We start from the raw sequence: 16,942 nt of genomic DNA, 5'->3' as shown, positions 1-16,942 counted from the left end.
TCTAGGCCTCCTTCAGATCACGGTGAACGACCTGGACATCGCCCACTTCATCCTTGAGGACTCGGGAGAGGTGATTTGCAAAGGTCACCGAGCGGTGCCGACCGCCCGTGCAACCCACGGCGATCACCAGCTGTTGTCGTCCCTCGGCGCGGGCCTTGGGTATCACGAAACCGAGTAGATCCTTGATTCGCTCGAAATAGCCCACGCTCTCCTCAAACTGCATCACGTAATCCTGGACTGCCACATCGTTCCCCGAGAGGTGGCGTAGGGTCTCCACGTAATAGGGGTTGGGTAGAAAGCGCAGGTCGAAGATAAAATCTGCATCCGTTGGGACGCCACGCTTGAAACCAAAGGAAACGAGCTGCAACTGCATATCACCCTCGGAATCCTCACGCTCGTCCATGACGTAGCGCACCTTTTTCTTCAAAGCAGCCAGGTTCATAGAAGAAGTATCGATGATCGCATCAGCCCTGAGCCGCAGGCTCTCCAGTTCCTTTCGCTCCTTATCGATGGCCTTTTCCAGACGGAGGGAAGGATCGATGGGGTGGGAGCGCCGGGCCTCTTTGAAGCGCCTGACGAGGACCTCGTCCGAAGCCTCTAGAAACAGGATGTTATGCTTGATCTCCTTCTCCTCCAGCCAGTTCAGGGCAGCATCGAGGTCGGAGAAGAAGGAGCGTCCCCGGATATCCAGAACCAGGGCGATCTTCTCCAGGTCCTCGTTCTCCTTGATCAGATCGGCAAAATGCCGGACCATGGGTGGCGGCATGTTGTCGATACAGTAGTAGTTCAGATCTTCGAAGACCTTCTTGGCCTGGCTTTTGCCTGCACCGGACAGTCCCGTGATGATCGTGATGGTCATGCCTTCTCCCCCTTCAAAAATGAATGGTTCTGCAATCGGTCCAACGAAATCCCCGCCTCCTCGGCCCGGTGGATCGCACCGTCGAAATCACCGATGCCCACGGCAAGGTGCGCATCGGAACCGAGGATCAGCTGTACGGGGTGGTCGACCAGAAGCACCAGATCCTCTACGCGCAAGTAGCCGTGCCTGGCCCCGTTGATCTCCATGATCGTACCGGACTCGGCACAGGCGTCGGCCACGGCCACCACATCGATCTCCCCTTTTGCTCCGGGATGGGTCAGCACATCGATTCGGTTCCGCTTCACCGCATTCACGAGCACCCGGGTGTTCAACCGATTGGAGTAGGGTTTTAAAAAAGCTAGCCTTCTCGCGAGGGCATTGACCAGGTGCAGTCCCAGGTCCGCCGGCCGGCGAATCTTGGAACCGAAATGATAGCCGGCCATGATGTAATCGGCCACCTCCCGCCAAGCGTCGTCGATATCCAGGGCCCCATCGGTGCCCAGTAGGTTCCCCTCAATGCCCAGGTAGAGCCTTGGGGGCTCACCCTTGGCGTTATGAACGTCGATCGCTCGTCGCAATTCTCTGAACTGATCGAGGGTAATGCCGTAAAACTGATGGCCGGGCCCGTGGTCGGCGATCCCAAGCCTGAGGATTCCCTTCTCCCGGGCGAACTCGATGTTTTCCTCGAGGCTGCTCTTGCCATCGGATAAATGCGTGTGCACATGAAAATCTGCGTTAATCTTCACCAAAGGGACGCACCTCCATCTCAAGGTCCACTCCGTACGTATCGCGCACGACCTTCTTCACCGAAGCGACGAGGGTCAGCACATCTTCGCAGGTGGCCCCACCCCTGTTCACCACGAAACCACAGTGTTTTTCAGAAATCTGGGCCCCGCGGTAGCGATACCCCCGCAGGCCGGAATCGTCGATGAGCTTGCCCGCGTAGTAACCGGGGGGTCTTTTGAACATGCTACCGGCGCTGGGCAGATCGAGGGGTTGCTTGGTGGTGCGCAGCCGTGTCAGCTCGGCCATGGTCGCAGCGATCTTGTCCTCATCGCCCCTTTTGAGGTCGAGTGTCACCGAGAGCACGGTCCAGGGTTTCCGGTGGAAGATACTATCCCGGTATCCGAGCGCCAGCTCCTCCACACCAAGGTCCCTGATCTCGCCCTGGTCATCCATGATGCGCACGGTGCGGATCACATCCTTCATTTCACCGCCGTAGGCGCCGGCGTTCATGAAGACCGCGCCGCCCAGGGTCCCGGGGATTCCCGAGGCAAACTCGAGGCCCGTTAGCGAGGCCCGCTTGACCAGCTTCGAAAGCGTCGACAGAAGCAGGCCAGCCTCGGCCACCACCGTCTCCCCTCCGATGCGGTGGTGTGACAGGTTGTCGGCAATCTTCACCAAGATCCCGTCGAGACCCGCATCGCGCACCAAGAGGTTCGATCCGTTGCCCATCACCCGGTAGGGGAGCCCTTGTTCCTGCAGGTAGCGCAGCACGGCCTCGAGCTCTTCCATGCCCCGGGGTAACACCATCAGATCCACAGGTCCCCCGATCTTGAAGGAAGTATGGCCCGACATTGGCTCCGCCGGCAGGAGCGATCCATTTTTAACGATTTCCCTTAAATATTTTATCCTTTGTTCCATAAGTCACCTCTTCATTTATTCTCTCCTAACAGTATACACCGTAGACCGGTTTAAAAAAAGAAAAGAGGGACACCTCGTCCCTCTTCCCCCTTATTTGATCTCGCCGTGGTGCTCTTCGTTTGAAATTTCCACGGGTTTGTTGTCGTCGTCCACGAAAACCACCTTCGGTTCGAAGGTCTTCGCTTCCTCCGCATCCATCATGGCGTAGGCGATGATGATCACCTTATCACCGGGTTGAACGAGCCTGGCCGCCGCTCCATTGAGGCAGATCATGCCCGATCCCGCTTGGCCCTTGATGGTGTAGGTCTCCAGCCGCGAGCCGTTGTTGTTGTTGACAATCTGGACGCGCTCGCCGGGTAAAATCCCCGAGGCCTCCAGCAGGTCGGAGTCAATGGTCACGCTGCCCACGTAGTTGAGGTTGGCCTCGGTCACGGTGGCGCGGTGGATCTTACCTTTAAACATCGTTAATAACATTCTCTTCACCTCTATATGAATCGCTCTTGATCAGTCGATTGTCGATGAGCCGGGGTTTGCCCACCCAGGCCGCCAGTGCCACGAGGACGTCGCCCTCGATCCGCTCTTTTCTCCTCAGGTCGGCGCCATCGACGATCTCGATGTAATCCGCCTGCACGGCCGTCTGCGTATCCAACAGGTCGTCGATGGCCCTGCGGACCACTTCGGGATCCTTTTCCCCCTTCCGGATCAGTTCCTCCGCCAGGTCCAGGCCTTTCGAAAGCGACAGGGCCTGCCGGCGTTCCTCTCCGTTGAGATAGGCATTTCTCGAGCTCATGGCCAGACCGTCTTCCTCGCGAACGATGGGACACCCGACGATCTCGACGGGGAAGTTGAGATCCTTCACCATACGCTTGAGAATCGCCGTTTGCTGATAGTCCTTCAGACCGAAGAATCCCTTCGTGGGGGTCAGGATGTGAAAGAGTTTGGCCACCACGGTCGTCACGCCGCCAAAAAAGTGGGGGCGCGAGGCGCCGCACAGGATATTCGCCATGGGACCCGAGACCTTAGTCGTGATCTGGGGGGGGCCGTCGGGGTACATCTCCTCCACCGAGGGGATGAAGACGATATCCACGTCCAAGGGCTCTAGCAGGGCCAAATCCCTCTCGAGATCACGCGGGTACGTATCGAGATCTTCTCCCGGTGCAAACTGCGTCGGGTTAACAAATATGCTCACGAGAGTCCGCTCGCATTCGTCTTTCGATGCGCGCACGAGCGAAAGGTGTCCCTCGTGCAGGTACCCCATCGTGGGGACCAGACCGATCGACTCCTTTTCATGCTCTTTGTACCATTCGCGGTAGCCCGCGATCGTTTTGATAATTTGCATGGATATCACAATCCTTTAGTATAATTTCTCGAGAAGCGTCTCGTCCATGGAGAAGGTGTGCTCCTTGGCGGGGAACGTCCCTTCTTCTACTTCTTCGATGTAAGCTCTCGTGGCTTCTTTGATCTGATCACCCAGTAGGGCGTAACGCTTGACGAACTTGGGCAGGAACTCACCGTAGAGGCCGAGGAAATCCTGGAGCACGAGGACCTGGCCGTCGCAACCGGCACCGGCACCGATACCGATGGTCGGTATCTGGAGTTTCTCCGAGACCAGTGTAGCCAGTTTCTCGGGTATGCACTCGAGCACGATGGCCACGACACCAGCCTCTTGCAGGGCTAGCGCCTCATCAATGATCTGACGGGCCGCCGCTTCATCTTTTCCCTGCACCTTAAAGCCACCAAACTTATGGACCGATTGAGGCGTTAGGCCCAGGTGTCCCACCACGGGGATCTGCGCTTTGATCACGCCTGCTATTTTGTCGATTATATCGAAGCCGCCCTCCATCTTGACCGCCTGAGCGCCGCCTTCTGTGATCAGGCGCCCTGCGTTCTCAATGGCCTTCTCCACGCTAACGTGGTAACTGAGAAAGGGCATGTCGGCCACTAGATAGGCCTGCTTGCGTCCCCTGGCGACGGCTTTCGTGTGATGGATCATGTCCTCCATCGTCACCTTGAGCGTATCCTCATAACCGAGCATCACCATGCCCAGCGAGTCGCCGACCAGAATCGTGTCTACCCCCGCTTCGTCGAGGAGGCGGGCCATTGTAAAATCATAGGCTGTCAACATGGAGATCTTCTCTCCGGCTTGTTTTTTCTTTAAAAAATCACTGGTGCCAAATGCTTTCTTCATTCTGATCACCTTTCAAATAGCACGGCGAGGTCGCGCGCCGACGCTTCGTCGAGACCCGCCTCCCGGCTCATCCTGAGGGTTTTCTCACCGAGCAGTCGGTAGATGGCCGCCTGCTCTGGCGGCAGTGCCGCGAGGTGGGCTGCCACCGTTTCGCGGTCACCGCGGCGAACGGGACCCGTGAGGCCCGCGTCGCCCATGCGTAGGTAATTCTCAATCGTGCCCAGGATCAGGGGGGTAAAAGCGCCCGGCTCTTCAAGACCGATCTCATCGAGTAGCCCGAAGGCCGACGAGAGGAGAGCGGAGAGATTGTTCGAGAGCATCACGCAGGCCGCATGGTAGAGCACTTTGTCCTCTGCCTCGAGCCGCATGATCCGCCCGGTCTCCTGATGCAGGAGACCACCGACCGCCGCGAACCCTTCTTCTGAACCCTCATAGGTCATCGCGGGCAATCGATCGATCGGTTCGCCAGCGAAGGACCAGATGGGATGCAGACTACCGGTGGGATGCCCTTTCGCCGCCAGCGGTGCCAGCACCGCTGAGGTGAGCGAGCCACTGAAGTGCAGCACGGGAATCGGGCGCTCTGTCTCTTCGGCCAGTTGATCTGCCATCTTGCCGATGGCGTCATCGCCCGTGCTGATGAAGAGCAGATCCGAATGCCTGGCAATTTCCGCTAGGTCCATCTCCACGCCACCGTAAGCGTTCTCAGCACAGCGCATGGCGGAAGCCACATTCCTGGAATAGAAGAGGGCCTTGTGTCCAAATTTTTCCGTCAGAAAACGACCCAGTGCCATGGCCACGCGGCCGGCACCGATAAAACCCAAGACCACTACCTTCACCTCCAAAAAAAAGACGCAAGAACCCCTGGGTCCTCGCGCGTGCTCGCGTTCACTACTTCACCTGGGGTACAGTTCTCCCTAGAGAGATACTATCCGAGGACATTTTATCATAGAAAGGGACTTTGTCAAATTTTATGACCTGGTTATAACACTTGGCGTTGACACCTGTCCCCTTCTCCTGTATACTTCCCTTATAAAGGAGATGATCGTCTTGACTTACCCTACGTTAAAGATCGGCGATCTCACCCCTCGCCTGCCCCTGATCCAAGGGGGCATGGGCATCGGCGTTTCCATGGAGCGGCTCGCCGCCGCCGTGGCGTCAGCGGGTGGGATCGGCGTGATCTCCGGCGCTCAGCCGGGATACAGAGAACCTGATTTTCGAACCAACCACCGTGAGGCCAACCGTCGCGGTCTCGTGAAAGCCATTCGAGCGGCACGCGAATTGTGTCCCGATGGGATCCTGGGTGTCAATCTGCTCCAGGCCACGAAGCACTATGAAGAACTGGTCCGCACGGCCGTCGAGGAGAAGATCGATCTGATCATCACCGGGGCCGGGCTACCGAAGAAACTACCGGAGCTCGTGGCGGGATCGACCACCAAGATCATTCCCATTGTGTCGAGCAAAAAAGCCCTCGCCCTCATCGAAAAGCTGTGGACGAAGCGGTACGATCGCAAACCGGACGCTGTGATCTTCGAGGGACCGGAGGCCGGTGGCCACCTCGGATTTTCAGCGTCTGATCTGGCCGGGACCATCGATACAGATGCCCTGCTCACGGAAGTGGTGACCCATGCGGATGGCCGCTACCCAATCATCGCGGCAGGCGGTTACCACACGCCGGAGAAAATCCAACATGCTTTTGCCCTGGGTGCCAGGGGCGTTCAAGTGTCCACTCCCTTTGTGACCACGGTGGAGTGCGATGCAGATATCGCCTATAAAGAGGCCTACCTCTCGGCACGAGCCGAGGACATCGTAATCGTCAATAGCCCGCTGGGCATGCCCGGTCGCGCGCTGAAGAACCCTTTCATCGCCCGCACCTTCCAGGGCAAGATTCCGATCAAGAGCTGTTACCAGTGCATAGAAAAATGTAATCCCGCCGATACACCCTATTGTATTACCGAGGCCCTGGTGGCCGCGGTCGAGGGACGGGTGGATGAAGGTTTGATCTTCATGGGCGAAGGAGCGTCGGACCTACACGAATTGACCGATGTGGCGACCGTCATCCAGCGCCTCTTCCCATAAACGTACAGCCTATTGTTTTTCTTCCCCTCTGAAGGAGACGGACCTGTGTCCATCTCCTTCTTCTTCTTTCCACGAAAAAAGGCCTCTACTCCGGTAGAGTCCTCTTTTTTTTCTGTCACGCGCTCGCCATTTCAATGAGCAAGAGATGCGACGCTTCTAAGGCTAGAATCTGTATAGATTCTCCCACGACCTCCAGGGCGTCCCGCATCTGAACCTCAAGACCATTGACCGTCGAGGATCCCTCGATCTGCACGAGATAGGCCTGACGGCCCTCCGCCAGATCAAAAGCGATTTCCTGTGCGGCTTCCAGCTCGACCACGCGGACCGATGCATCCTGACGCAGATGGAAGGGCGCCTCCTCTTGACGACCGGAGGCGAGGACCAGCCAACGGTTCAACCGGTCCTCCAGATCAAAATGCTGATCCCCATAGTCGGGCGTATGCCCCTTCCGATCCGGTTGGATCCAGATCTGGAGAAAGCGCAGGGTCTGGTCACCACCGTTGTGCTCACTGTGCATGATACCCGTGCCGGCGCTCATGTACTGGACATCGCCACGGCCGATGGTCCGTCGATTGCCCATGTTATCCCCGTGGGTCAACTGCCCTTCCACCACATAGGACAAGATCTCCATGTCCCGGTGGGAATGGAGGTCAAAACCGCCACCCGCCGCTACCAGGTCATCGTTCACCACCCGAAGCGCTCCGAAGCCCATACGTTCGGGGTTTCGGTAGTCGGCAAAGGAAAAATGGAAGAGACTCTTCAGCCACCCGCGATCGCTGGTGCCCATCTCTCTGTGATCATATCGTTTGATCATCTCATCACCTCCTAGAAGGGTTCTGCTCTAGCGGTAAACTTTCAGTCGCTTGTCAATCTCCACAAACGTCTTCTCAGCTGGCTTTGCCGCCGGGCTTCCAAAGGGTAGCTGGGCAATGAGCTCCCACTCTTTCGGCAGGTTCCAATTGCCCTTCACCTCGTCTTCGATCAGCTCGTTATAGTGTTGGAGCGAGGCCCCCAGGCCTTCGCTGGCCAGCGCCGTCCAAAGGACGTACTGTAGCATGCCCGAGGACTGCTGGGACCACTTGGGAAAGTTGTCGCTGTATAGCGGAAACTGTTTCTGTAGCGTCTGGACCACCTTGCCATCTTCAAAGAAGAGCACGGTACCGTAGCCCTTTCGGAAGGAGTCGATCTTCTCGCGCGTGGTGTCAAACTGCTCTTCTGGCACGACTTGCTTGAGGGCCCCTTCCGTCAGATCCCACAGTGCATCATGGTGTTCGCCAAAGAGGAAGACGGCCCTGGCACTCTGAGAATTGAAGGCCGATGGCGTGTGCTTGACCGCGTGTTCTCCGATCGCCACGATTCTTTCCTCGGAAATCGGTGAATCTTTCTTCAGTGCGTATACGCTTCTCCTTGTTTCAACAGCTTCAAAAAGTGCTTTGTTCATGGTGGACCTCCTGTCATCGTTTTCATTTATCTCAAGTGTTTTCTCATATGATTGAGGGAATGGATGAGTGTCTCTTTCGCGACTTCGTCCAGGTTATCAAATGAATCCTGTAAAAAGGCCTCGTGGTCTTTAAACACCCTGGTGATCAGATCAAGACCCTCAGGCGTCAGGCTCACGTAGGTGATGCGCCCGTCGCTTACGCATTTCTTGCGATGGACGAGTCCTTTCTTCACCAGTTTATCGACCACGTAGGTCATGGTCCCACTGGTCACCAGGATTTTCTCGGCGATTTTTTGGACGGGCTGATCTCCCTTGTGCAGGAGGAGCTCGAGTACACCAAACTCACTGATGCCCAGACCCTGTCCCCTAACGTTCTTTTCTATACGTGAGAACAGATCATTGTAGGCCCTGGCCATGGCGATAACGATTTTCAAATCTTTTTGGCTCATTCTTTCCACCCCTTTTATCTTGAAATCAAGGTAATTGTAGCATCTATATATCTTGATGTCAAGACAATGATTGATATTTATTCTCGTTTGCTTTACAATTCTTTCAGGATCCGTCAATCCCGTTGTCTAGATCCACCCCACTGAGGTACAATAGAAATATCGTACTGATCGTCATTCAAACTATCCGAGCAAAGGAAGGGATCTTCATATGAAAGGATCTGTCGTCGCCGTCTGGATGAATACCATCGAGACGCTTCACGGTAAAGAAATGAAATACAAGGCCATGGAGAGCGTGGGATGGAATCCATCGCGCATCATCTCCCCCCTAGACGATATCAAGGACAAGGAAATTTTCACACTCATCGAGTATGTGGCTACTGAAACGAACCAGTCCGTCGAAGACTTGTGGAAAAAAATCGGTAGAGCGAATATCCGGTCCTTCCACAAGTGGTTCCCCTCGTTTTTCGAACGAAGCACCCTCAAGGGTTTTCTCACCATGATGGATAATGTGCACGCACAGCTCACAAAGATGATCAAGGGGGCCACACCTCCACGTATGATACCGGAGGAGATCGACGGTCAGAACTTTTTTATCACCTACCGCTCAAAACGCGGCATGGTCCATTACCTCATGGGGCTCCTGGAGGGTGCTGCGGACTTCTTCAATGAAAAAATGACCTACGACGTGGTAGAGCACTTCAAAGAATCCGATGGGACCACGGTGATGAAACTAAAGATCTGGACGGAAAAAAGCACGAGCGAAAAGCGCGCCTACCGTCTCAACAAAGTGCTCTCCCTGGGAGTTCTCAAGAGTATCCCCCTCAAGCTCGCCTTGGCACCCACCCTACTGGTCCTAGCCACCACCTTTGTCCTCGACGCATCGAACCTCCCCTTGAACCTGGGCCTCTCCGCAGGCGTCTTTCTCATCACCGCCTTGGTGGGCCGTGGGCTCATCGCCCCCACCAGCCTGATCAACGAAGAGATCCGCCGCATGGGCGATGTGGATCTCGAAAAAGACATCAGGGTGAGCACGGCCGATGAGTTTGAGAAAATCTTCCGCGGCATCAACGATGCCAAGCAGGAGATGCGCACGGACTTCGTGTATTTCAAGGGTGGGGTCGACGACCTCTACTCCTTCAATGAAAAGTTCAAGGAAGTGGCCGGCAATCTGTCGCGCGTGGCCGATACCATCTCCTCCAGCGTTCACGAGGTCGCCGAGGGTGCCAACCACCAAGCCATCGAGACAGAGAAGAGCGTCTCGATCCTCTCGGAGAACATCGAGACGCTCAACATCCTGAGCAAAGAAGAGTTAGAGCGTAAGGATGCCCTGGAAGTGGCGGTACAAAACATCGAGACCTCCTTCAACGAACTCAGCGATATTTCTTCCAACCTCACGACGGTCCGCGAGAACTTTTCGAAGGTGAACGACGATGGCAAGGCCCTGAGCGAAAAGATTGACAATATCAAGTCCATCGTCAGCGCTGTCGAGCAAATCGCCGAACAGACGAACCTCCTGGCGCTCAACGCCTCCATCGAAGCCGCCCGGGCAGGAGAAATGGGCCGCGGTTTCTCCGTTGTCGCCGAAGAAATCCGCAAGCTTGCGGAAGACTCCAAAGATGCCGTGAGCACAATCAACCAGAACCTGGTGGCCTTCACCCAGGATGTCAACCAGATGGTACACCGCGTGAGCGAACAGTACGAGGACATCGATCACTCTTCTCGTACCATGAATACCGTGGCCGAGAACAACCGACAGGCCACGAACCAGATCAAGGATGTCGCCCAGAGCATCGTCGAGATCAGCGAAAAGCTCACCTTAGAGACCGACAAAATCTCCAATGTCTTCGAGAACATGCACACCCTTGCTGCTATTGCCGAGGAAAATTCAGCCTCCAGCCAGGAGATGAGCGCGAGCGTACAGCAGTTCACAGGTGAACTGCACAGTTTTGATGAGTACATCGGCGAACTGGAGAAACTGGCCAAGCAACTCCGCGATGAGATGAAAAAATTCAAACTCTAGCAAAAAACCTTGCGGACCACTGGCCGCGAGGTTTTTCTTTTTAAGGATTCCTTCGTGGGGGCACTTTTAAGCCTAGCCACCTAGATCTCAAAAAAAGAAAAAAACGTTCCGGATCCGCTAGGATCCCGAACGTTTTAATATTCCATTGTTCTTGGCTTGTAAAGGGCCGAGTACTCGTAGTCTACTTCGCTCTCACAGGATTTGCAAAGACCGAATTTATTGACCTGCTTCTCGTCACCACAACGTGTACAATTATCAACTCTCATGTGATTGCTTTTTACGACTTCTTTCATCATGATCCCTCCTCATTTGTATCCGTGTATACCGTTTTCTATGATCTTATTATAGCGCAGCTTTTCGACTTTTGCAAGTGTATACAATTATTTTTTCATAAATGGATGTATTTTTTGATATTTTGGACCTATTTGAAAGAAGACTTGCATACAGATGCAATTGTTCCAAAAAAAGACGCAGAACCTGTCAGTTCCGCGTCTTTTCCAATGCACGATCGATCAATTCTAACATCTCGGGCGTTTCAAAACCACGGCGCCATCCGGCGACGCCAGCCAACCCATAGGTACGGGCTAAATCCAAACGCCAGCTCAAACTCCGTGCATCTTCCAACCAGATTCTCTTCTCCTGGCCTCCATCATCAAAACGCACAACCGTTTGATCAGCTTCTGAATCCTCCGATCGTTCGGCATCTTTGTCAGCAAGATAACTCTCCGTATGGCGGATGGTCAGGGTGGCCGAGCCGGTGGCACGATTTCCATCGACCTCCCACACCCTCGTGTAGAAGGGAAGGCCCAAGAGCAACTGATCGGGTCTACCGGTGATCGCTAGCGTCTCCGAGATCCCGCGTTCCACCCAGGGGCGCGAGGCGACTGAACCCGCCCGTGGTGAAGAGGCCCAGTGCTCATCGTAAGCCATCAACACAAGGTAGTCCAGGTGGTCGCTCAGCGCCACCCGATCGTAGACTTTCGACCACTGGTCGCTACCGCCGGGTACCGTGACATCCATGGACAGCACGAGCCCCGTGGGACGAGAAATCTCCCTCAGTTCCGAGACAAAGGTCGTGAGAACCTGCTGATCGGACAGGTAGATGTTCTCAAAGTCGATGTTGATCCCATCGAGGTCGTAAAGGGCCGCGTAGAAGAGCAGTTGGGCGATGGTCTTCCGCCTTAGCGTGGCGTCGTTCAACATCTGTGAGGTCCAATCGGGCCGAAAGCTATTTGTCGCGACACCCCAGACATCGATCCCTTGTCCGAAGGACACGCGATCGGCCTCATTGAGCATGATGCCATCCACATTGAGCTCAAACCACGTGGGGGCCAGTACATCGATGCCCGTGCGATCGGTTTGATCGGCCTTGTCCCTGTTCTCCCCATAGGTTCCCACGAATTCAAAAAGCAGGTGGAAGGGTTTCTCGGGGGCGGGCGAAGGATCAAAAGCGAGGACCGGGGCCACAGGCGTCACAGGCTCCACAGCCGTCAGCGAATCGGCTGGCACGCGACCCGTCCAGCCGTCGTTTGTCACCACGCGCGATCCATCGACCCGCCAGCCCCAGCGGTCATGATCTGCCTGGAGCCTGCGCCAGGTGTCGAGATAATGCACTTCGAGCTCCCCGTCGAACTGCACTTCCTCCACTTCTCTGGTGAACAGCATCAGCAAGTTATCCGGTCCCTCCACTTTGATCAAAGGGGTCAAGCTTTCCAACAAATCCAGTGGCACCCACGCCCTTCCCTCTTGCCTGTGCACGGGGAAATTCAAAGCGTCCGCATCGGCTTCGATCCGCGCGCCCAGCTCAGGGTCCGCGTACACAAGACCGAGCGACGGAGCAGGTACATAGAACCGCGTCTCACTTCCCGACAGGTAGGCCGACTCGAAGAGATGGGCCCGGACCAGATCAAATGACAGGTGGACCCGTCCGTCGATGGCCATGCGCTCGCTCTCCTCCATATACTGGCCGTCGATGAGGAGCCGCGAGGTACGAACCTTCGACTCCAGAGTATCCACTAGGGCCTGGTGGTCCCGGTAGAGATGTAGACCGAAGAAACCACCGATAGCAATCAATAACATCAAGCTGACAATGAGTATGTTCTTCTTCATAGTTAGGCTCCTTAGAAGACCAGGATGCCGACAACAGCACCCAGAGCGATCATCCCGATGGGATGCCAGCTCATTTTCGCGTAAAGACCACCGAGCACGAGGAAAATCAGGATGCTCTTCACATCCACAAGGACGTCCCGAGCGATGGAGAAGGCTGCCGAAAAGATTAGGGCGATGACCATGGGTCTGAGCCCCGACAACAACCAGGCCACCCACTTGGACTCTTCGAACTCCTTCAGGTGCTTGGCAAAAACAATCGCCAAGATAATGGACAGGATCGATACCCCCAGGGTGGCCACGGCGGCCGCACCTACACCGGCGACCTTATAACCCACGAAGGTGGCCGCGTTGATTGCGATGGGCCCCGGTGTCATTTGGCTGATCGCGATGATATTCAGAAATTCATCGCCCGTGAGCCAACCGTGGAGTCGCACGACCTCCCGCTGGATGAGCGGGAGCATGGCGAGGCCACCACCGTAAGCGAAGGCACCGATCTTGAGGAAGGACCAAAAGACCTCTAGGAGAAGATTCATCCCCTCACCCCCTTCAGGATGCCGGCGGCCACAGCGGACAGGATCGCGATGATCGGGCTGAGGTCCAGCAGGATCATGATCAACAGCCCCATGGCAAAGACGCTGATGGTAAAGGCGTTCTTATCGATGGATTTCTGCAGCTTGTAAACGCTCACGAATATCAGGGCCGCTACCACCGGTTTCACCCCGGCCATGCCCTTGATATAGAGGGGGTGGTCCTTGATGTTTAAAATCACCCCGGCCAGTAGAAGGATGATCGTAAAAGAAGGCAGGATCACACCCAACGCCGACAGCAGGGCCCCGGGGACTCCGTAGAGTCTGTAACCGATCATCGTGGCCGAGTTCACCGCCAACGCGCCGGGAAAAGACTGGGATACCGCCAGAACGTCTAGGAAATCCTCCTCGCCGAGCAACTTCTGATTCTCCACCAATTCTTCCTGTACCAGGGGGATCATGGCATAGCCCCCGCCAATGGTGAAGGCACCGATGCGGAGAAATATCGTGAACAACTTGAACATGAATTATCACCCTTTTCTTTCGTCCATACCATTTTAACACAAAAAAGGAGCCCATCGAGGGCTCATCTTCCGGCGAAAACAGGCGGGCTTTCTTACAATTTTTCGAGGGCATGGATCACCGCCGACATGTGCTGGTAACGTTTGAGGCGGTGCACGCTGGCCGCTCGTCTGGCGATAGCGATTATACCGCGGTCCACCAAGCGACCCTTTCTGGCGATATGCTCGAGAAGTTTACCGAAGCTATAGATGTCAGCCCGTTCATCCACCTTCACCGCTTCCCGCTTCTCCGGCGCACCGAATCCCGGAGAAAAGTCTCGGTCTCTGCTCAGATCGATGAGATAGGCGTTTCCTTCGCTTCCGAGAAGTACGTTGCCGGGTTTCAAATCGTGATGCACCACATCCAACCGGTGCAAGTAATCCAATGTCCGGGCGATCTGCAGGGCCATCCGACGCTTCTCACGCTGATCGAGGTGGACGGCGTCAGCGAGAGATCCTCTCTCGAGGTAGGGAAATACCATCACCAGGCGCTCTCCATCGTGATAGGCATCGTAGAGCGGAAGCACACCGGGGTGAATCAGGTCTCGGTAGGCCCTTAGGGCCGCGATCCCCCCTTCGAAGTCATGCCAGCTTTTCAGCACCACCTGTCGTTTCGTCTCTTCGCAGGTGGCCAGATCAATCTGCGCCCCCTGTCCTTCGTAAAGTCTGCTCTTTTTTTGGTAATGCATGCTCAGTTCCCTCCCACACATTGACTACAGGGCTCATAGGCCCAGTCACGCGCCCCTTTTTCCGAGATGACGATGTCGCTGAGGCGCACGTGGTAGCATCCTGGCTGGTGGAACTTCACCCCTGTACGCGTGATCCGGAAATCTCCCTCTGCCTCCGGTAGACTGTCGGAGGCCTTCATCTGGAACAGCGGGTAGGAGAAAGTTCTCCGAACCGGATAGCGGATCACCGGCAGGACATAGCGGTAGGTCACCTCCACAACGCCCCGGTGCCGTTTCTCATCATACTCCACAGCAAAGGTCGTCAGACGTGCCTCGCCCGGGAGATCCGTCAGTAAGGAGAAGAAGCGGAGCCTCAGCTCCGCGGCCTCGTGCCCATCGTACAGAAGCAACCGCTCGGATGTGGAGAAACGATCGATGGTCTCATACACTGCCTGGTCGAGTCGTTCGAAGACCACCAGACTCGCGATCATATGGTAGCCCACAAGAATGAAAAGAAGGAAGACCGGCACCACGACCGCCGCTTCTACGGATAGACTCGCTTCTTCAGTAACCAAAGCGTTTCTCATAGATTTCATCCCCCTTCTCTACGGTCAGGTCGTAAGCCGTCACCAACTCGTCGAGCCGGAAGCCCAGTCCGATTCTCCTGCGAAAATCCACCTCGATCAAATCCATGGTACGCCACAGGAGCGTGCGCCTGGGCACGGTGAAGAGCAGAAGCCGCAGATGGTCGTGATAGTACACCTCGCCACCGGTGTCGGGATCAGCCTTTTCAATCGACAGAGCACCGATACTGAAGTGAAAATCCCCATGGTGCTTCACCATCTTGAGTCCTTGCCCATCGAGTAATGCTGGCATTTCACAGGCACTCTCATAGGCCGAGAGCCCGGTGAGAGAGGCCGCGTAGATCAGCGCCGTGGCCACGGGTTGACCGGCACCGAGTTTGGTGCTGAAAAGTGTCAGGTCCTTGGCCATGACGGGATCCTTGGCGATCCACAATAGGTTCACGGCGAGACGCTGGGCATAGAGGGCTGTCTTCAAAGCGATATCATTCTGGTAGTCCCGTTTTCCACCGAAGAGCAGGTACCCGATCTCCTCTTCAAGCACCGGATCCTCTGTCCTCCGTCCCGTGAAATCGAAGGACCGGGCATCGGAGTCATAGCGCGACGAGAAAATCCCGAGCAGGTACTCGTGAAAAAAGGGGCGATCGATCGCCGACGATGTGCCCACCCGCGGACGCCGATCGGAGGGAAGTTCGGATTCCCGTAGCCTGCTACCTCCGATCCCCGTTACCTCGTAGACGAAGGCAAAGGGATCACCCGGCTCTTCCTCCTCCACGTCGAAGGGCTCGAGGTTCCCTACCCTACCGCTATCCAAGGCTTCGGCTCGTCGCCGGAGCATCCGAATCTCCTCCTTGAGGTCGATTTTCTCTCCCGCGCTTGTACCCTTTAGAGAAGCGAGGCGTTTCTCCAATTGATCGGCATCGTGGGACAGATCATCAGCCATGCCTTGGAGGTAGTGAAGGTTTCCGTTCTCCAGGTGCCGGTTGAACCGCTTCTTGTGCCGCTCGGTCTTCTCCTGTGTACGGCTGAGACGCTTCAGATCGGCTTCCACCGCTTCCTGTTCGTCGAGAAAGGCCTCTCCCTCATCGATCACCGAGGGGTCGGCCAAGAAGGATAGACCACCCGTAATGCCCTCGGCCACTAGTTTTCCCTTGGCAAAAAGGACCATCTGATCGTAGAGAACCTCGCCATCGTAAAGTGTCCCCGTCACCTCGTAGGTCATCTGTTCTGGATCACCCAGCCTTTTTTCCACAGTACCCAGATCTAAAAAGGCCACGAGACCGTAGCGATCGTAGAGGTCCCCGTGGTAGTCGGCGAGCAGACGCTTGCCCGCGAGCAAGGTCGTCCGCGCACTGTGGTTCATCTCCCGCTTTTCATCCAAGGCCTGCACACCCATGGCTAGCACCAGGGACATGACCGCTGTGATCAGTAGGAGGAAGAGAGAGACAGCGCCCCCTTCATGGTTTCTAGCGTGGGCATGGCCTGCCGTGCAAGGTGAATCCATAGGTACAGCTCCTTTCGATCGAGGGATGCCTCACGAACAATCCTGTGCTCTTCCTTGAAGTACCGCCTGGTGACATCGAGCTCAATCCTGTCCCCTTCCACGGTAGATCCTTCCACACGGTAGGGCATCGTCAGCCCGTCGCCCTCCTGAAAGACGGCCGCAGTGAAAAACACCTCTAGAAAACCCGTGTCAAACAAGTACAACCAGAGGAGGAGGCAGGTGAAGATCAGCACAATGAGCAGGGGGATCACGAGGGATGCTTCGGTGGATAACATGGTATCATCTCCTTTTATTTACTTATTTTACCATATATCCA

The 16,942-nt window shown here is 55.7% G+C and carries 19 protein-coding genes; 2 read left to right on the top strand and 17 right to left on the bottom strand.

Features of this window, described 5'->3' with window-relative positions; genetic code table 11:
* Position 1 precedes the first annotated feature (1 nt).
* The 7 genes from rapZ to ACULM0_RS12335 all read right to left on the bottom strand — a co-directional run bounded on the left by rapZ (position 2) and on the right by ACULM0_RS12335 (position 5,518).
* On the bottom strand, positions 2 to 859 hold the full coding sequence (rapZ, locus tag ACULM0_RS12365) for an RNase adapter RapZ (protein ID WP_463677843.1): 858 nt from the start codon (positions 857 to 859) through the stop codon (positions 2 to 4).
* On the bottom strand, positions 856 to 1,605 hold the full coding sequence (locus ACULM0_RS12360; RefSeq protein WP_463677842.1) for a PHP domain-containing protein: 750 nt from the start codon (positions 1,603 to 1,605) through the stop codon (positions 856 to 858). The genes rapZ and ACULM0_RS12360 overlap by 4 nt, the downstream gene beginning before the upstream one ends.
* A complete protein-coding gene (murB, locus tag ACULM0_RS12355; protein WP_463677841.1) occupies positions 1,595 to 2,503 on the bottom strand; it encodes a UDP-N-acetylmuramate dehydrogenase in 909 nt (302 codons plus the stop codon). Before murB ends, ACULM0_RS12360 begins: the two co-directional genes overlap by 11 nt.
* A gap of 90 nt (positions 2,504 to 2,593) precedes the next feature.
* The gene (gene panD, locus ACULM0_RS12350) at positions 2,594 to 2,977 is read right to left on the bottom strand and encodes an aspartate 1-decarboxylase (protein WP_463677840.1); all 384 of its coding nucleotides are present in this window, start codon (positions 2,975 to 2,977) and stop codon (positions 2,594 to 2,596) included.
* Positions 2,958 to 3,842, bottom strand: coding sequence for a pantoate--beta-alanine ligase (gene panC, locus ACULM0_RS12345; RefSeq protein ID WP_463677839.1), 885 nt, complete (start codon positions 3,840 to 3,842; stop codon positions 2,958 to 2,960). Before panC ends, panD begins: the two co-directional genes overlap by 20 nt.
* Before the next feature lie 15 nt (positions 3,843 to 3,857).
* Entirely contained in the window at positions 3,858 to 4,691 is an 834-nt protein-coding gene (panB, locus tag ACULM0_RS12340) for a 3-methyl-2-oxobutanoate hydroxymethyltransferase (protein ID WP_463677838.1), read from the bottom strand.
* 5 nt (positions 4,692 to 4,696) lie between these two features.
* Positions 4,697 to 5,518 (bottom strand): Rossmann-like and DUF2520 domain-containing protein, encoded by an 822-nt coding sequence (locus tag ACULM0_RS12335; protein WP_463677837.1) that lies wholly within the window; start codon positions 5,516 to 5,518, stop codon positions 4,697 to 4,699.
* Positions 5,519 to 5,738: 220 nt separating this feature from the next.
* On the opposite strand from ACULM0_RS12335, the gene ACULM0_RS12330 reads away from it, so the two are divergent.
* The gene (locus ACULM0_RS12330) at positions 5,739 to 6,767 is read left to right on the top strand and encodes an NAD(P)H-dependent flavin oxidoreductase (RefSeq protein WP_463677836.1); all 1,029 of its coding nucleotides are present in this window, start codon (positions 5,739 to 5,741) and stop codon (positions 6,765 to 6,767) included.
* A 115-nt stretch (positions 6,768 to 6,882) separates the two neighbouring features.
* Here ACULM0_RS12330 and ACULM0_RS12325 read toward each other — a convergent pair whose 3' ends face one another.
* From ACULM0_RS12325 to ACULM0_RS12315, 3 genes are read right to left on the bottom strand one after another with little or no spacing between them, the layout of a single operon-like run.
* Entirely contained in the window at positions 6,883 to 7,581 is a 699-nt protein-coding gene (locus tag ACULM0_RS12325) for a pirin family protein (protein ID WP_463677835.1), read from the bottom strand.
* A gap of 27 nt (positions 7,582 to 7,608) precedes the next feature.
* On the bottom strand, positions 7,609 to 8,208 hold the full coding sequence (locus ACULM0_RS12320) for a nitroreductase family protein (RefSeq protein ID WP_463677834.1): 600 nt from the start codon (positions 8,206 to 8,208) through the stop codon (positions 7,609 to 7,611).
* A gap of 26 nt (positions 8,209 to 8,234) precedes the next feature.
* Positions 8,235 to 8,657, bottom strand: a complete 423-nt coding sequence (locus tag ACULM0_RS12315; protein WP_463677833.1) for a MarR family winged helix-turn-helix transcriptional regulator — start codon at positions 8,655 to 8,657, stop codon at positions 8,235 to 8,237.
* A 208-nt stretch (positions 8,658 to 8,865) separates the two neighbouring features.
* On the opposite strand from ACULM0_RS12315, the gene ACULM0_RS12310 reads away from it, so the two are divergent.
* A complete protein-coding gene (locus ACULM0_RS12310; RefSeq protein WP_463677832.1) occupies positions 8,866 to 10,677 on the top strand; it encodes a heme NO-binding domain-containing protein in 1,812 nt (603 codons plus the stop codon).
* A gap of 480 nt (positions 10,678 to 11,157) precedes the next feature.
* Here the strand turns inward: ACULM0_RS12310 and ACULM0_RS12305 are convergent, their stop codons facing one another.
* The 7 genes from ACULM0_RS12305 to ACULM0_RS12275 form a co-directional block, all read right to left on the bottom strand.
* Entirely contained in the window at positions 11,158 to 12,786 is a 1,629-nt protein-coding gene (locus ACULM0_RS12305) for a glycosyl hydrolase family 18 protein (protein ID WP_463677831.1), read from the bottom strand.
* Between the two features lie 11 nt (positions 12,787 to 12,797).
* The gene (locus tag ACULM0_RS12300) at positions 12,798 to 13,319 is read right to left on the bottom strand and encodes a chromate transporter (RefSeq protein ID WP_463677830.1); all 522 of its coding nucleotides are present in this window, start codon (positions 13,317 to 13,319) and stop codon (positions 12,798 to 12,800) included.
* Positions 13,316 to 13,837 carry a chromate transporter gene (locus ACULM0_RS12295; protein ID WP_463677829.1) on the bottom strand — a complete coding sequence of 174 codons (522 nt, stop codon included), beginning with the start codon at positions 13,835 to 13,837 and terminating at the stop codon, positions 13,316 to 13,318. The genes ACULM0_RS12300 and ACULM0_RS12295 overlap by 4 nt, the downstream gene beginning before the upstream one ends.
* A gap of 92 nt (positions 13,838 to 13,929) precedes the next feature.
* On the bottom strand, positions 13,930 to 14,562 hold the full coding sequence (locus ACULM0_RS12290) for a serine/threonine protein kinase (protein WP_463677828.1): 633 nt from the start codon (positions 14,560 to 14,562) through the stop codon (positions 13,930 to 13,932).
* A gap of 2 nt (positions 14,563 to 14,564) precedes the next feature.
* Entirely contained in the window at positions 14,565 to 15,128 is a 564-nt protein-coding gene (locus ACULM0_RS12285; RefSeq protein WP_463677827.1) for a hypothetical protein, read from the bottom strand.
* On the bottom strand, positions 15,106 to 16,626 hold the full coding sequence (locus tag ACULM0_RS12280) for a DUF5702 domain-containing protein (protein WP_463677826.1): 1,521 nt from the start codon (positions 16,624 to 16,626) through the stop codon (positions 15,106 to 15,108). Before ACULM0_RS12280 ends, ACULM0_RS12285 begins: the two co-directional genes overlap by 23 nt.
* Positions 16,548 to 16,901: a hypothetical protein gene (locus tag ACULM0_RS12275; protein ID WP_463677825.1), complete on the bottom strand. Its 354-nt coding sequence runs from the start codon at positions 16,899 to 16,901 to the stop codon at positions 16,548 to 16,550. The genes ACULM0_RS12280 and ACULM0_RS12275 overlap by 79 nt, the downstream gene beginning before the upstream one ends.
* Positions 16,902 to 16,942: the final 41 nt, after the last annotated feature.

The organism is Halotolerantifilum yawarlongkerapense (genome assembly GCF_054506745.1).
This window is presented reverse-complemented; position numbering and strand designations above follow the sequence as displayed.

Coding starts and splice junctions, on each gene's coding strand:
- rapZ (WP_463677843.1), bottom strand. CDS start 859: ATGACCATCACGATCATCACGGGACTGTCCGGTGCAGGCAAAAGCCAG.
- murB (WP_463677841.1), bottom strand. CDS start 2,503: ATGGAACAAAGGATAAAATATTTAAGGGAAATCGTTAAAAATGGATCG.
- panD (WP_463677840.1), bottom strand. CDS start 2,977: ATGTTATTAACGATGTTTAAAGGTAAGATCCACCGCGCCACCGTGACC.
- panC (WP_463677839.1), bottom strand. CDS start 3,842: ATGCAAATTATCAAAACGATCGCGGGCTACCGCGAATGGTACAAAGAG.
- panB (WP_463677838.1), bottom strand. CDS start 4,691: ATGAAGAAAGCATTTGGCACCAGTGATTTTTTAAAGAAAAAACAAGCC.
- ACULM0_RS12325 (WP_463677835.1), bottom strand. CDS start 7,581: ATGATCAAACGATATGATCACAGAGAGATGGGCACCAGCGATCGCGGG.
- ACULM0_RS12320 (WP_463677834.1), bottom strand. CDS start 8,208: ATGAACAAAGCACTTTTTGAAGCTGTTGAAACAAGGAGAAGCGTATAC.
- ACULM0_RS12315 (WP_463677833.1), bottom strand. CDS start 8,657: ATGAGCCAAAAAGATTTGAAAATCGTTATCGCCATGGCCAGGGCCTAC.
- ACULM0_RS12310 (WP_463677832.1), top strand. CDS start 8,866: ATGAAAGGATCTGTCGTCGCCGTCTGGATGAATACCATCGAGACGCTT.
- ACULM0_RS12305 (WP_463677831.1), bottom strand. CDS start 12,786: ATGAAGAAGAACATACTCATTGTCAGCTTGATGTTATTGATTGCTATC.
- ACULM0_RS12300 (WP_463677830.1), bottom strand. CDS start 13,319: ATGAATCTTCTCCTAGAGGTCTTTTGGTCCTTCCTCAAGATCGGTGCC.
- ACULM0_RS12295 (WP_463677829.1), bottom strand. CDS start 13,837: ATGTTCAAGTTGTTCACGATATTTCTCCGCATCGGTGCCTTCACCATT.
- ACULM0_RS12290 (WP_463677828.1), bottom strand. CDS start 14,562: ATGCATTACCAAAAAAAGAGCAGACTTTACGAAGGACAGGGGGCGCAG.
- ACULM0_RS12285 (WP_463677827.1), bottom strand. CDS start 15,128: ATGAGAAACGCTTTGGTTACTGAAGAAGCGAGTCTATCCGTAGAAGCG.
- ACULM0_RS12280 (WP_463677826.1), bottom strand. CDS start 16,626: ATGGATTCACCTTGCACGGCAGGCCATGCCCACGCTAGAAACCATGAA.
- ACULM0_RS12275 (WP_463677825.1), bottom strand. CDS start 16,901: ATGTTATCCACCGAAGCATCCCTCGTGATCCCCCTGCTCATTGTGCTG.